The 14,329-nt window shown below is 39.2% G+C and carries 18 protein-coding genes; 3 read left to right on the top strand and 15 right to left on the bottom strand.

Annotation, left to right across the window (positions count from 1 at the left end):
- Positions 1 to 6 precede the first annotated feature (6 nt).
- The 15 genes from accA to rpmH form a co-directional block, all read right to left on the bottom strand.
- Positions 7 to 792: an acetyl-CoA carboxylase carboxyltransferase subunit alpha gene (gene accA, locus H5R64_RS01680; RefSeq protein ID WP_182582613.1), complete on the bottom strand. Its 786-nt coding sequence runs from the start codon at positions 790 to 792 to the stop codon at positions 7 to 9.
- Positions 782 to 1,618: an acetyl-CoA carboxylase, carboxyltransferase subunit beta gene (accD, locus tag H5R64_RS01675; RefSeq protein ID WP_182580451.1), complete on the bottom strand. Its 837-nt coding sequence runs from the start codon at positions 1,616 to 1,618 to the stop codon at positions 782 to 784. The genes accA and accD overlap by 11 nt, the downstream gene beginning before the upstream one ends.
- On the bottom strand, positions 1,599 to 2,987 hold the full coding sequence (gene accC, locus H5R64_RS01670) for an acetyl-CoA carboxylase biotin carboxylase subunit (protein ID WP_182580452.1): 1,389 nt from the start codon (positions 2,985 to 2,987) through the stop codon (positions 1,599 to 1,601). Before accC ends, accD begins: the two co-directional genes overlap by 20 nt.
- 13 nt (positions 2,988 to 3,000) lie before the next feature.
- Entirely contained in the window at positions 3,001 to 3,435 is a 435-nt protein-coding gene (fabZ, locus tag H5R64_RS01665) for a 3-hydroxyacyl-ACP dehydratase FabZ (protein WP_182580453.1), read from the bottom strand.
- A 2-nt stretch (positions 3,436 to 3,437) separates the two neighbouring features.
- A complete protein-coding gene (locus H5R64_RS01660; RefSeq protein WP_182580454.1) occupies positions 3,438 to 3,869 on the bottom strand; it encodes an acetyl-CoA carboxylase biotin carboxyl carrier protein in 432 nt (143 codons plus the stop codon).
- Complete coding sequence (gene fabF, locus H5R64_RS01655; RefSeq protein WP_182580455.1) at positions 3,870 to 5,108, bottom strand: beta-ketoacyl-ACP synthase II; 1,239 nt, start codon at positions 5,106 to 5,108, stop codon at positions 3,870 to 3,872.
- 11 nt (positions 5,109 to 5,119) lie between these two features.
- The gene (locus tag H5R64_RS01650) at positions 5,120 to 5,851 is read right to left on the bottom strand and encodes a beta-ketoacyl-ACP reductase (protein WP_182580456.1); all 732 of its coding nucleotides are present in this window, start codon (positions 5,849 to 5,851) and stop codon (positions 5,120 to 5,122) included.
- On the bottom strand, positions 5,842 to 6,774 hold the full coding sequence (locus H5R64_RS01645; protein WP_182580457.1) for an ACP S-malonyltransferase: 933 nt from the start codon (positions 6,772 to 6,774) through the stop codon (positions 5,842 to 5,844). The genes H5R64_RS01650 and H5R64_RS01645 overlap by 10 nt, the downstream gene beginning before the upstream one ends.
- A 2-nt stretch (positions 6,775 to 6,776) precedes the next feature.
- Positions 6,777 to 7,025, bottom strand: a complete 249-nt coding sequence (gene acpP / locus H5R64_RS01640) for an acyl carrier protein (protein ID WP_003716316.1) — start codon at positions 7,023 to 7,025, stop codon at positions 6,777 to 6,779.
- Between the two features lie 23 nt (positions 7,026 to 7,048).
- On the bottom strand, positions 7,049 to 8,017 hold the full coding sequence (locus H5R64_RS01635) for a beta-ketoacyl-ACP synthase III (RefSeq protein WP_182580458.1): 969 nt from the start codon (positions 8,015 to 8,017) through the stop codon (positions 7,049 to 7,051).
- A gap of 21 nt (positions 8,018 to 8,038) precedes the next feature.
- Complete coding sequence (locus tag H5R64_RS01630) at positions 8,039 to 8,479, bottom strand: MarR family winged helix-turn-helix transcriptional regulator (RefSeq protein WP_182580459.1); 441 nt, start codon at positions 8,477 to 8,479, stop codon at positions 8,039 to 8,041.
- A gap of 81 nt (positions 8,480 to 8,560) precedes the next feature.
- A complete protein-coding gene (gene fabZ / locus H5R64_RS01625) occupies positions 8,561 to 9,007 on the bottom strand; it encodes a 3-hydroxyacyl-ACP dehydratase FabZ (protein ID WP_182580460.1) in 447 nt (148 codons plus the stop codon).
- A gap of 301 nt (positions 9,008 to 9,308) precedes the next feature.
- On the bottom strand, positions 9,309 to 10,139 hold the full coding sequence (gene yidC, locus H5R64_RS01620; protein ID WP_182582611.1) for a membrane protein insertase YidC: 831 nt from the start codon (positions 10,137 to 10,139) through the stop codon (positions 9,309 to 9,311).
- Between the two features lie 3 nt (positions 10,140 to 10,142).
- Positions 10,143 to 10,499, bottom strand: coding sequence for a ribonuclease P protein component (rnpA, locus tag H5R64_RS01615; RefSeq protein WP_182580462.1), 357 nt, complete (start codon positions 10,497 to 10,499; stop codon positions 10,143 to 10,145).
- 129 nt (positions 10,500 to 10,628) lie between these two features.
- Positions 10,629 to 10,763 carry a 50S ribosomal protein L34 gene (rpmH, locus tag H5R64_RS01610; protein WP_003665227.1) on the bottom strand — a complete coding sequence of 45 codons (135 nt, stop codon included), beginning with the start codon at positions 10,761 to 10,763 and terminating at the stop codon, positions 10,629 to 10,631.
- Positions 10,764 to 11,268: 505 nt separating this feature from the next.
- Between rpmH and dnaA the strand changes: the two genes are divergently transcribed.
- The 3 genes from dnaA to yaaA all read left to right on the top strand — a co-directional run bounded on the left by dnaA (position 11,269) and on the right by yaaA (position 14,327).
- Positions 11,269 to 12,588: a chromosomal replication initiator protein DnaA gene (dnaA, locus tag H5R64_RS01605; RefSeq protein WP_182580463.1), complete on the top strand. Its 1,320-nt coding sequence runs from the start codon at positions 11,269 to 11,271 to the stop codon at positions 12,586 to 12,588.
- A 167-nt stretch (positions 12,589 to 12,755) separates the two neighbouring features.
- On the top strand, positions 12,756 to 13,895 hold the full coding sequence (dnaN, locus tag H5R64_RS01600) for a DNA polymerase III subunit beta (protein WP_182580464.1): 1,140 nt from the start codon (positions 12,756 to 12,758) through the stop codon (positions 13,893 to 13,895).
- Positions 13,896 to 14,105: 210 nt separating this feature from the next.
- A complete protein-coding gene (yaaA, locus tag H5R64_RS01595) occupies positions 14,106 to 14,327 on the top strand; it encodes a S4 domain-containing protein YaaA (protein WP_182580465.1) in 222 nt (73 codons plus the stop codon).
- Positions 14,328 to 14,329: the final 2 nt, after the last annotated feature.

The following is a 14,329-nucleotide window of genomic DNA, read 5'->3' as shown; positions in this document are numbered from 1 at the left end:
CCTCCACTAAAATTTACGATACCGTTCATACCGCTTTTTCACCAAATCTTCTACTGGCATTTTTTGCAGTTGACTAAGCTGCTGCTGGAGAACTCGATCAATATTCTGGACAACCTGCCGATGATCGTTTGGTTCTTCGAGAATCCCATCGATAATATGTTTTTGTTGCAAATCACGAGGGGTCAATTGCATAATCTGAGCCGCTTCATCCGCCCGACTACTGTCTTTCCACAATATTGAAGCAAACCCTTCCGGTGACAAAATAGAATAGGTACTATTTTCTAACATCCAAACTTGATCACCACTAGCGAGAGCTAGGGCACCTCCACTGCCTCCTTCACCAAAAATTACGGTAATGATTGGTGTTGGTAACTGACTCATTTCTATAATATTTTGGGCAATTGCTTTTCCCTGACCATTTTCTTCCGCCTCTTGTCCTGGGTATGCTCCGGGAGTATTAACAAAACAAAGAACTGGCCGGTGAAACTTTGCGGCTTGTTTCATCAAATGCAGTGATTTTCGGTAACCATCTGGTGTAGGGCAACCAAAGTGCTTGTTCACCTTATTGTCTATCGTGTCACCCTTATCAATTGCGATTACTGTTACTGGTTGTTCATGAAAAAGTCCAATTCCACCAATAACAGCTGGATCATCGCTACCAATTCCACCAGCATGTAACTCCATAAAATCACTTAACAGCGAATGAACAATCTGCTCACCAGTTATTTTTTGCTCAGCTCGTGATGCTGCAACGATTTGACCTGCTGACTTAGTCAAGTTATCACCCTCCATATTTTAATAGCCATTGTAGAGTTTGTTTCTCATCTTGACGACGAACAATTCGGTCAATGAATCCGTGACTAAGTAAGGTTTCTGCATCCTGCAAATCATGAGGGATCTTTTGATGCATCGTTTGTTCAATGACTCGTCGTCCTGCAAAGCCAATTAAAGCATGTGGCTCAGCAAGAGTAATATCGCCCTGCATCGCAAAACTTGCCGTTACGCCACCAGTGGTCGGATCAGTTAATACGACAACGTACAGAAGCCCTTCCTGTGAATGACGTTTAACCGCTGCACTAACCTTTGCCATCTGCATTAACGACATAATTCCTTCTTGCATCCGGGCACCCCCTGAAGCAGTGAATAATACTACAGGTAATTTTTGTTCAGTTGATCGTTCAAATAACCGCGTAATCTTTTCACCAGTTATAGTTCCAAGCGACCCCATAATAAACGTTGGGTCCATAATCCCTAACCCAAACCTTTCCTGATCAATTATGGCGGTTCCTGTTAACACGGAATCGTTTAATTTCGTTCGTTGTTGGGCCTTCGCAAGTTTTTGAGCATATCCTGGAAATTTAAGGGGATCAGTTGTCTGCAAGTCAGTATCAAATTCAGTAAATTGATCAACCAACCATTTTAGACGTTGCCTAGCACTTATTCGAAAACCGTAGAAGCAATTTGGACACGTCTGATACTGATCTAAATCATCAGTAAGAACCGTCGTTTCACATTTTGGACATTTTGTCCATAAATTATCCGGTACTTTAGCATCGGCTTCCTGATCGGCTTTAATATGATGGGCTGTAAGAGTGTTGTCATGATCGTATAAGTTCATTGCGACTATGGTTCTCCTTCCACCGATTTAAAAATACTTTTTCTAAGTAACTAGTTGTAAAATTGCCCTTAATAAAAGTAGGATCCTGAAGAATTGCCAATTGAATTTCTTGATTAGTCTTTATTCCTTCAATAACCATCTCGTTAAGTAACCGTTTAATTTTCTCGATTGCTTCTACTCGGTCATGACCAAGGGCAATTACTTTAGCAAGCATTGAATCGTAAAATGGTGTCACCCTTGAACCCTGGTAAAGATCTGTGTCGATTCTCATTCCCAAGTTACCAACCGGTAAATACAAGTACTTAATATTCCCGATAGATGGCATGAAGTTATTATTAGGATCCTCTGCATTTATTCGACATTCAATTGCCGCACCATTAATTTGGATATCTGACTGGGTAAATGGTAAATTTTCGCCAGCCGCCACTTTTAACTGTGCTTTTACAAGGTCGATCCCAGTTACCATTTCCGTTACAGTATGTTCAACTTGAATCCGCGTATTCATTTCCATGAAATAGAAATGATGATCCTGATCCATTAAGAATTCGATTGTTCCTGTATTTAAGTAATCAATCCCATTAATGGCCCTTAAAGCAATCTGGCCTAGTTGCTTTCGTTCCTCTTCAGTTACTAACTGACACGGACTTTCTTCTAAGACCTTCTGCTTATTAATTTGAAGTGAACAGTCTCTTTCTGGGAAGTAAACCGCATGGCCTGCTTGATCACGAAATACCTGAACTTCAATGTGCTTGACGTTCTCCATGATCTTTTCGATATACATGTGATCGTCACCAAAGGCTAATTTGGCTTCGCTTTGGGCTTCATTAAATGAATCAGTCATCGCTGCTTCATTATTAATCCGCCGAATTCCCTTACCGCCACCACCAGCAGCAGCCTTGATTAATACCGGGTAACCAATTTTTGCTGCTACCCGTTTTGCCTCATTTACATCCTGAATATAGTCATCACTACCTGGAATAACCGGAACACCAAGCAGCTTCATTTGCTGCCGAGCATGCTCTTTATTTCCCATCAAATCAATAATCTTTGCATCCGGGCCAATAAAGGTAATTCCACAAGCCTGACACATTTCAGCAAACTTACTATTTTCCGAAAGAAAACCAAATCCAGGGTGAATTGCCTGGGCGCCCGTACCGATAGCAGCAGATAAAATATTCTTCATATTTAGATATGATTCCTGAGGTCTTGCTCCACCGACACAAACTGCTTCATCAGCTAATTGAACGTGGAGACTTTCCCGGTCAGCCTCAGAATAAACGGCAACTGACTTGATTCCCAATTCATGAAGGGAACGAATAATCCGAACAGCAATTTCGCCCCGATTTGCTACTAATACTTTCGAAAACATCTCACCACTCACCTTATCCAATAAAAAATGTTAATTCTGCTGAACAAGTTCGTTGACCATTAACCGTTGCTTCTGCCTTCCCCTCACCGATATTGCGGTGGATCTTGGTTAGGCGAACCTCTAACCGCATCACATCTCCAGGACGAACGACTTTACGAAACTCAGCGGTCTTAATTCCGCCAAAGTAAGCTGTCTTTCCCTTAAATTCAGGAGACGATAACAATGCTACCGCTCCAGTCTGTGCTAGGGATTCAACAATTAGTGCTCCTGGTAATACAGGATTATTAGGAAAATGTCCGTTAAAGACCTCCTCATTAATTGTCACATTACGACGTGCAACCGCCATTTCACCAGGAACCAATTCATCAACGTGATCAATCAACAACATTGGGTATCGGTGAGGAAGGATCTTTTGGATCGCCGTGACGTCTAAATCAACTTTAGCCATTGCTATTCTCCTTCTCTAATTTCAAAAAGTGGTTGTTGATATTCCACCAGCTCGCCATTATCAACGTTAATAGCAGAAACTGTTCCAGCAACTTCACTTTTTACTTCCGTCATCATCTTCATTGCTTCAATCACACAAACAACGTCACCCTTATTAACGTGGCTTCCTATCTTAACGTATGGGGGTTGATCTGGTTTTGATTGAAGGTAAACCGTTCCTACGAGGGGAGCTTTAATTTGAACTCCACTTGGTTCTTTTTTTGAGTGCTTTACTGGCTGATCGGCAACCTCAGGAGTATTAGTTACCGGCTCTTGAGAAGTCGGTCGATCGTTTTTACTCAGATAGAGATGAAAGTTACCGTCCTCAATTTTCAATTCCCGGACAGATGACTTTTCAAACTCTGCCATAATTTTTTGAACATTTTCAACATCCACTTAATCATCCACCCACTTTCGGAAAGCTAATACTGCATTATGACCACCAAAGCCAAAGGAATTACTTAATGCATATTCTGCATCAGCATCGTCTTGGTTATCAGCATTTACTAGGTTAATGTTGCACTCTGGATCCTGATTAAAGCATCCAACATTTTGTGGTAACTTTCCCTTTTCTAGGGCAGCTATAGTAACGACTGCTTCAATCGCTCCGGCAGCTCCTAGGAGGTGCCCAGTCATCCCCTTAGTAGAACTAACACGAACCTGACTATTCTCACCAAAGACCTTATTAATCGCTAGAGATTCACCACTGTCATTGGCATGGGTTGCGGTTCCGTGGGCATTAATGTAATCAATGTCACTAGCTTGAATTCCAGCTTCATCGATTGCCTTTTGCATTGCCCGTGCTGCACCTTTACCTTCCGGATCAGGAGCGGTGATATGGTATGCATCAGAAGTGGCACCGTAACCGACAATTTCACCAAGGATCTTGGCATTTCGCTTCTTAGCATGTTCCAAACTTTCGAGGACAAGCGTTCCGCCACCCTCACCAAGGACAAAACCATTTCGGTCTTTATCAAATGGTAAAGAAGCCTTCTCTGGATCCTCGCTTGTTGAAAGGGCATTTAAGGACGCAAAGCCCGCAATTCCGATTTCGTTAACAGATGCTTCTGCACCACCGGCAATCATCACTTGGGCCCGGCCTTCCTTCACTTGACGGTAAGCTTCACCGATTGAATTCGTACCAGTAGCACAAGCAGTAGTAATTGATGTACAAATGTTTTGGGCGTTAAAACGAATTGCGATGTTTCCTGCAGCCATATTTGAGATTGCCATTGGAACAAACATTGGTGAAACCCGCCGCGGTCCCTTATCATGCATCTTAATTACTTGTTCTTGAATTGTGGTTAATCCACCAATTCCTGAACCATAAATAACTCCCAAATCCTCTGGATCTGTATTTTCTTCAGTGATCCCGGCTTGTTCAATTGCTTCAACCGCTGTTTGGATCGCATATTGAGAATATAAATCCATCCGGCGAGCAGCCTTTTTACCAACAACTTCCTTTGGATCAAAGTCATCAATTTCACCAGCAACTGTAATTCCAGTTTTGCTTGCATCAAACTTAGTAATTGGTTTAATCCCAACTTTTCCAGCTAAGCTATTGTTAACAAATTCATCTAATCCGTTACCATTTGGCGCAATTGCACCCATTCCAGTAACTACTACCCTTGTCATTTTATCCACTCCTAAATGGTCATTCCGCCGTCAATTACGATAGTTTGTCCCGTCATATAGTCATTTTGGGCCAAAAAAAGTACCGATTGGGCAACTTCTTCTGGTTTCCCTAATCGTTTTAGCGGAATTTGATCAACTATTCTTTTTTGATTACGTTCTGATAGAGCAGCCGTCATGTCACTAGCAATCATCCCCGGAGCAACTGCATTACTCCGGATACCACGTAACGCTCCTTCTTGGGCAACAGTCTTTGTCAAACCAATTATCCCCGCCTTACTAGCAGCGTAATTAGCCTGACCAACGTTCCCGTGAATTCCAACTACACTTGCAATGTTTACAAAGCAGCCACTCTTTTGCTTATACATCTTTTTTAAGATCGCCTTCGTTAATAGGAAAGTTCCCCTTAAATTGACGTTAATGACATCGTCAAAATCACTCTGCTTCATTGCAATCATTAGCTTATCTTTATTCATTCCAGCATTGTTCACAACAACGTCTATATGACCATATATTTGCCAAGCAGAATCAGCTAATTGCTGAACTTCATCAGGGTTAGACAGATCCGCAGAGATAGAAGTGTATTTACCCTGAAAATCTTTTAGCTTTTCCTCTTCTTCTGCACTCAATGAATGGCGGCCGTGGAGAATTACCTTACTTCCCGCTTGCAGAAAGGCTAATGCAGTCGCATTTCCAATCCCACGGGTACTTCCAGTAACCAGAACCACCTTATCTTTTAAATCCATTCCTGATGCTCCTTTATAAATGCCTGGTAGTCCTCAAGTGAGGCGATATGTTCACTACTTAAGTTTCTGTTTACTTGGCGAGCAAACCGACTAAGGGTCTTTCCTGGACCGATTTCAAGCACCCCATCAATTTGTTCATGTTCAACTAATTCTTGAAGATCCTCCCCAAAATGGGTTGGCTGTGCCAATTGGCGTTCAAGAATTTCTGCAATATTATCAGCAGTAAAAGGCTGAATAGTGGTATTACTCATTACCTGAACTTCTGGCTCATTGAATACCACACTCTTTAATCGCTGATGCATTTTTTGTCGTGCTGGATTAAACAATGGGGTATGAAAAGCCCCACTGACATTTAATACAACTACTCGCTTAGCTGCTTCATGTTGCTTTAATAATTCAGCAACTAATTGAACTTCCTTTTCTGGGCCACCAATTACTAACTGACGTGGCGAATTATAGTTAGCAATTGCCACCTTAGGATGCTCTGCTAAAACTTGGTTAACGATATCCAGATCAGGATTGATCAGTGCAGCCAAACTACTTGCCACAGCATCAGCATCAACTTGCATATACCGTCCTCGATCGGCTAATAAACTCAAACCAGGCTCAAGCGACAATGCTCCTGCACTAATCAATGCAGCATACTCCCCAAGCGATAAGCCAACCATCCCCGCAACCGGTAATTTGGGCAAATCACGTTGGAGCATTTTATAAATTCCGCAACTAACAGCAACTAATGCTGGTTGAACATTTTTGGTCTCATCCAATTCACCATGTTCACTCTTTAAGATCTGAATAATATCTAGTTCCGTTGCTTCGCTTGCTTCTTGAATTGTCTGCTTAAATAGGCTATCGGTTAATAAATCAAGTCCCATGCCAGGCTTCTGTGATCCCTGACCACTAAAAAGAATTCCGAGCTTCATTATTACTTATCAGCAGGTAATTTCTTTGCAACGTAGTCTACAACGTCACCAATAGTTTCAACTTTGGCATCATCGTCATCTAATTCAATGTCAAACTTATCTTCTAATTCGTTCATAATTTCAAAAACATCTAAACTATCAGCATTTAAATCATTTTGAATATGGGTTTCCAAAGTAATCTTTTCTGCAGAAACGTCCAATTCATCAGCAGTAATGTCCTTAACAGTGTTAAAAATTTCTTCTTTAGTCATTTTTCTTTTCCTCTTTCTGTTTATTAATATTTAATTACCATTGCTCCAGTAGTGAGACCACCACCAAAGCCAGCTAATACAACTAACGAGCCACGATGAATCTGTCCACTACGAACGCATTCATCCAGTAAAATTGGCTCGCTAGCTGCAGATGTATTTCCATACCGATCAATATTGATCGGAAACTTAGTCAGTGGTTGATTCAACCGCTTAGCCACTTGTGCGATTATTCTGGCATTTGCCTGATGGAGTAAAAATAAATCTACTTGTTCTGCTGTAACTTGAGCACTATCCAAGGCTTCCTGAATAGATCGCGGTACCTCATGAGTTGCAAACCGGTATACTTCTCGACCATTCATTCGAAATGGGGTTATTGAAGTAACCGACTTGGGAAAACTCGAGCCAACTGTCGTTTGACCCGCAACTAATTTGTTACCTAGATTACCAAATGTTGCCAATTCCATTCCCATCAAATGACGTTCAGAACTTTTTTCAATTGCTACTCCACCAGCACCATCACCAAACAGTACTGCTGTCGTTCGATCGTGCCAATCAATAATTTTCGAAAGCACTTCGCTTCCGATCACAATTGCCCGCAATTTATTAGTGCTAGCTAATAATCCATTAGCGACGCTTAACGCATAAATAAATCCCGAACAAGCAGCTGAAATGTCAAATGCCAGCGCTTTAGTCATCCCTAATTTTCCTTGGACAATTGCAGCAGTTGAAGGAGTATATGAATCAGGGGACATCGTTGCCACAATAACTAAGTCAACCGATTCTGGTTCCCAGTTAGTCTGTTTAAGCAACCTTTGTCCAACCTTAACGGCTAGGTCAGAAGTATTTTCCTTCAGACTTATGTGCCGGTTAGATATTCCAGTCCGTGTTTTGATCCATTCATCGCTTGTATCCATCAGTTCGCTTAACTGATCATTAGTTTTGACTAATGGCGGCACGTAACTTGCGGTTGATACAATTTTCCAATTATCCATTGCTTCTTTTTCCCCTGCTCACTAAGAATGATCATCCACAAAGTCTTCAAGATTCCGAAGGGCCTTATGAATTATCTTTTGTTCACTTTCACTCATATCTTTCAAGAAACTTTTTACCATCATGTTATGGTAAGCTCGATGTGCACGATAAAGGACCCGTCCCTTATGGGTCAAACCTAACCTAATTATCCGCCGATCCTCTTCATCATGGAACCGTTTAGCATATCCTTTTGCGATTAATCGGTTAGCCGTTGCAGTCATTGTTCCTGGTGAAAGATGAAGTTTCTTAGCTACTTGAGAACTAGTTTGATGATCATACATTGAAATCGCATCAATTGCATGCATTTCCTTAATTGTTAAATCATTAAAAGTACTTTCTCGTAACTTTTTTTCTTCAATCCATAAAATCCCGTTATAGATTCTGATTAAAGACTCATTAATTTTTTGGTATTCGTCAGCCATAATGTTTTGACTCCTTATTGTTTTAGTTGCTAAAAATAATTAATTTTACTCATCAAAATACATTATAGTCGAAAATTACCTTTAAATTTTTTCATTCCGATCAGCAACAATAAATACTAATTCTGCACTACATGCTTTTTTTCCATCTACTGTTGCGACCGCATCGACAATTCCCATTCGACTGCGCTTCTTAGTGATGGTAATGTGCAATTTAAGAACGTCACCAGGACGAACTACCTGCCGGAATTTTCCCTTATGAATTGCTCCTAGATAAGCTGTTTTTTTATAAAACTCAGGAGACTTAAGAATTAAGATTGAAGCAGCTTGTGCCAACGTTTCAATAATCAACACTCCGGGCATTACCGGATTTCCAGGAAAATGTCCCCGGAAAAATGATTCATTAATCGTGACATTTTTAGTTGCCGTAATCTCTTTTCCGGGATCCAATTCATCAACATAGTCGATATAGCAAATTGGGTACCGGTTAGGAATTAAATCCATAATTTCCTGAGCGGTCATTATAGCCAAAGAAATTACCCTCCTCAAAGAAAGTATTTCGAACATCAAAATATTCGATGTTCAAATTATATTTACATTTATTTTGATTGTCAAACTAAATGTAAATTATCAGTCAATTTATATCTAATAAATTTCCAATTACCAACACTGCTGTGCAGCTCTCAATCGTTGTTATATCAACATTAATCATTTATCAATTTACTTAATTTTCTTTTGAAGTAACACTCTAAAATTATTTTGAATATCAAACTAATTTTAAAAAATAAAAAGAACAGGAAAATTACTTTTCCTGTTCTTTTTATTTTTTAAATTATTTTCTCCGGCTACTATATGCTCGCCGTTTAGCTTTTTCAAGTTTCCGCTTTCTTGCTTTTGCTTGTTTTTCCTTTGCTTCCCGTTCACGACGAATCTTAAATGGATTTTGTAATAAGAGCGTCTGAACTACCTGGAATGCATTAGAAACAACCCAATACAAGGTAATTGCTGAGGAAAAACCTAACGCCATAAAGAATACCATGATCGGCATAAACCACGTCATTGCAGAAGTCATCGCATTTCGTTCAGGCATTGAAGCCATTGAGAGCCATGAACTCAAGAAAGTAAAAAGGGCTGCCAGAACCGGCAAAATGTAGTAAGGATCAGAATGGCCTAATTGAAGCCATAAGAATGTCCCGTGCCGTAATTGTGGAGTCCGCCAAATAGCTTGGTAAAGCGCCCACATAATTGGTAACTGAATAATCAATGGCAACATCGAAGTCCAAGGATTAACTCCTGCTTCCTTGTAAAGTTTGCTGGTTTCTTCCTGCATCTTCAACATGGACTGGCGATCCCTTGATGAGTATTTCTTTTGAATTGCCTTTAACTTAGGAGCTAACTCCTGAGTCTTTAACATTGACTTTGTCTGGTAGAACATCAATGGCAACAAGAGGACACGGATAATAATCGTGAAGATAATAATCCCCATACCATAGCCACCGCAATTGTTTGATAGCCAAATGATGAACCGCGAGAAATTATAAACTATGTAGTGATCCCATAGACCAGTACTATGACTCGTAACTGGCTTATTTGAACAGGCTGCAAGGAAGAACGTTAGACTCCCTATCGCAGCAAGACTTAGGACCCTCTTTGTCTTTTTCATTGATTAACGATCCTCACTTTTTTCTTCTAGTAAGTGTGCCCGTTTAAGAACATGCACAAGATTCTTTTTTGTTTCCGCCATTTCCAGGCCATCCGCAGCTGGACGAGCAATTACTAAGAAATCCACGTCTTGCCGTAGGTAAGGCTTTACTTCAAGGAGAGTTTGCCGAATACGGCGTTTAACCCAGTTTCGGTGAACAGCATTTCCAACCTTCTTTCCCACGGAAATACCAACTCGAAAATGCTTTTGACCCGGTTTTGCCATCTGGTAAATGACAAATTTATGGTTGGCGACGGAATTATGAGTTTCAAAGACTCTTTGAAACTCATTTTCCTTTTTTACTCGGTATGATTTTCTCATGATAATGTAAATCTCCAGCCTTAATAATATAAAAAAGGGCCGGACATCGCAACTTCAACGAAACGATAGCTCGTCAAGCTGACTGCCCTGCCCTAACAATAAAAAAAGCCACTCTAAAAGTGGCCGTAATTATGCAGATAATACTTTTCTGCCCTTTTGACGCCGACGTGCTAATACCTTACGGCCGTTACTGGTGCTCATACGCTTACGGAAGCCATGGACACGTGCACGGTGACGCTTCTTTGGTTGAAACGTGCGCTTCATACGATTGCACCTCCTATTCATTCTGAATGGTTTGGTTTTTATAGTCTAAAAAGACGATCTCTTCAAACATACTCTGGAAGTATACCATACTTTTTCAAATTATTAAACGTGAAATTTTTTTAGAATTTATTATTTATCCACAGAGTGATAAAAACAATCCACAGTGTTGTGTATTCTCCGTATCTGTGGATAAGTTATCAACCGTGATTTCACCAGGTTTTTCAACAATTCACAACTTGTTAGTAAAGTTATCCACAGCCCTGTTAAAAACTGTTCATAACTCATATAAAAGCTACTATGTCAATGTTTAGTTATCCACAATCATAGTGGAAATCTCTTTTTTTTTTTATTTATCCCCATTTTCCTCCATTCTGTTTTTTATTTACACACAGTGTTGTGTATTTTTTCTTGAATTATCCACTTATGATTATTTACCTGTGGAAAACTTTTTTTCATAATGATAAAATGTCGTTTGTAATTTAATAAATTTAGGAGGGGAACTATTTTGACTGAGCTCGATTCTCTATGGGAAGCGATCCAAAATTCATTTCGTCAAAGTAAAAGTCAAGTCACCTTTGACACACTAATTGCTCCGGCAAAACCACTCTCTCTTTCTCAAAACCAGTTAGAAGTAGAAGTACCAACAAAAGTACATCGCGATTTCTGGGAAAAAAATTTAAAGGATGAACTGAAAAAATACGCCCAAGCAGCTACTAATCAAAACATTGAGCCGCATTTTGTCCTTGAGGGAGAATTCGATCCTTATCAAAATGATCAACCAGCTGACACATCTAACTTCGAAATGGATACACCACTTAATCCACATTATAATTTCAAAACATTCGTCGTTGGTGAAGGAAATAAGATGGCTCATGCTGCAGCATTTGCCGTTGCTGAAAGTCCAGGTGGACTTTATAACCCACTTTTCATTTATGGTGGTGTTGGTTTAGGAAAAACCCACCTAATGGAAGCAATTGGTAACCACATGCTACAACTTACTCCTGCTGCAAAGGTCAAATATGTAACTAGTGAAGAATTTACAAATGACTTTATCCATTCTATTCAGAGTAATTCTACAGAAAAGTTTCGGGAAGAATACCGCAACCTTGACCTATTGTTAATTGACGATATTCAATTTCTTGCTAATAAGGAAGGTACCCAACTAGAATTCTTTAATACTTTTAACGCTCTTCACGATAATAAAAAACAAATCGTTATGACTTCAGACCGAATTCCAAACGAAATTCCTGAACTTCAAGATCGTCTTGTTTCACGATTCAGATGGGGGTTAACGGTTGAAATTACGCCACCTGATCTAGAAACCCGAATTGCTATTTTACGAAGTAAAGTTGAAGAAGATCATATTAATATTGGGAACGATACTTTAAACTACATTGCTGGTCAAATTGATACTAATATTCGGGAACTTGAAGGAGCATTAACGAAAGTTCAAGCGTTCTCTAACCTAAGTAAAGAACCAATTACTCCACACCTTGCATCTCAAGCGCTTCGTGGTCTACAAAGTAATACTAAAGCCACAATTACTATTGCAGAAATTCAGAAAAACGTTGCTGATTTCTACAATATTACTCAAAGTGACATTATTGGAAAAAAACGGGTTAAACAAATCGTTGTTCCGCGTCAAATTGCAATGTACCTTTCCCGCGAATTAACGGATTTTTCTTTGCCAAAAATCGGTAAGGAATTTGGCGGGAAAGACCACACTACAGTTCTTCATGCAATTGATAAAATCGAAGAAGAGCTACAAACGGATAGTAATTTACAAAATCAACTAAATACATTAAAGACCAAATTAAAAGCATAGTTGTGGAAAAGTAAAAAGTTATTCGCAAACTTATCCACAACTTATCCACAAGTGAATAAGTTGACTTATCTTTATTGATCTAAGTTATCCACAGTATTAACAGTACCTACTACTTCGACTATTTTAAATTATTAATATAAGTATATATACTAAAAGGGGCTTTCAGAATGAAATTTACCATCAACCGTTCAGCATTTATCAGTCAATTAAATAATGTTCTTCGTGCTATTTCATCTAAAACTACTATTCCAATTTTAACTGGATTAAAAATGGTAGTTGCCAATGACAGTATCACGCTAACTGGTAGTAATTCTGATATTACTATTGAAAGCATAATGTCAGCTAATGATGAAAACTATGAATTAACAATTAGCGAACCTGGATCAATCGTATTACCAGCTCGGTTCTTTAGTGAAATTGTTAAAAAATTACCAGATAAGAATGTAACTATTGAAGTTACTAGTGGATTCCAAGCTGATATTACTTCTGGAAATGCCAAATTCCAAATTAATGGACAAAATGCAGAAAACTTTCCTCACTTACCAGAAGTTGAAGCAGATAATCCAGTTATCCTTGCTAATGACATTCTTAAAGAAGTTATCCGACAAACAGTTATCGCTGTTTCAAAACAGGAAAGTCGACCAATTCTCGCTGGAATCCACGTAACGTTACATAATGGATTACTAACCGCAGTTGCCACTGATAGTCACAGGCTGGCACAACGGAAAGTGAACTTAGAAGGAATTGGTGATGTTAATTATGATGTGATTATTCCAGGAAAAAGCCTAGATGAACTTTCAGGAATGATTAGTGATGTTAAAGATGACGTAAAGATGCAGGTCACTGATAATCAAGTACTATTTGTTTTCGGGAACACCCATTTTTATTCCAGATTGTTAGAAGGAAATTATCCAGAAACGAGTCAATTAATTCCTGATAGTGCTGATACAACAATTGAGTTGGATGCGGGGGCATTCTTATCATCAATTGATCGTGCCTCATTACTTTCACATGAAAGCCGTAATGACGTTGTTAAACTAACAATCAAACCTGGCGAAAACCTGGTTCGAATTAGTGGAGATTCACCAGATATTGGGATGGTAGAAGAAGATGTGACTACTTCTTCGGTTGAAGGAAACGATTTGGAAATTTCCTTTAATCCAAACTACATGAAGGATGCATTACGATCATTTGGTCAATCAACTGTTAGAGTTTCGTTTACATCGCCGCTTCGCCCATTTACGTTGGTACCAACGGAAGATACAGAAAACTTTGTCCACTTGATTACACCAGTTCGTACTTTTTAATGAAATATAAGATGACTATGATAGCTGTTTGTCATAGTCTTTTTTATTTTTAAAAATTTGCTGAAATCGCTTTTTAAGCAAGTTAAGCGTTTTTTACTTGATTTTGACAAAAAAGGCTAATCACCTCTAAAAAGCCCAAAAAAGGCTATCAATGCGTTTTATCTCTTGAAATGTGGTATAATAGTATTTGTGAAAAGTAGGTGATTAAGTGTGGAAACCAAGACTATAAAAATTGATCGGCCTTTTATTACCTTGGGACAATTACTTAAGGAAGAAGGAATTATCCCGACTGGTGGTGCGGCCAAGTGGTTTTTAAAGGAACATGATGTCCGGATTAATGATGAACTTGAGGATCGACGTGGTCGGAAATTGTATCCAGAAGATGTTGTTATCATTCCTGAACATGAGCCAATTATGATTAAGAGTAAGTAGGA

This window comes from Limosilactobacillus fastidiosus (genome assembly GCF_014145505.1).
Taxonomy (GTDB): Bacteria; Bacillota; Bacilli; order Lactobacillales; family Lactobacillaceae; genus Limosilactobacillus; species Limosilactobacillus fastidiosus.
This window is presented reverse-complemented; position numbering and strand designations above follow the sequence as displayed.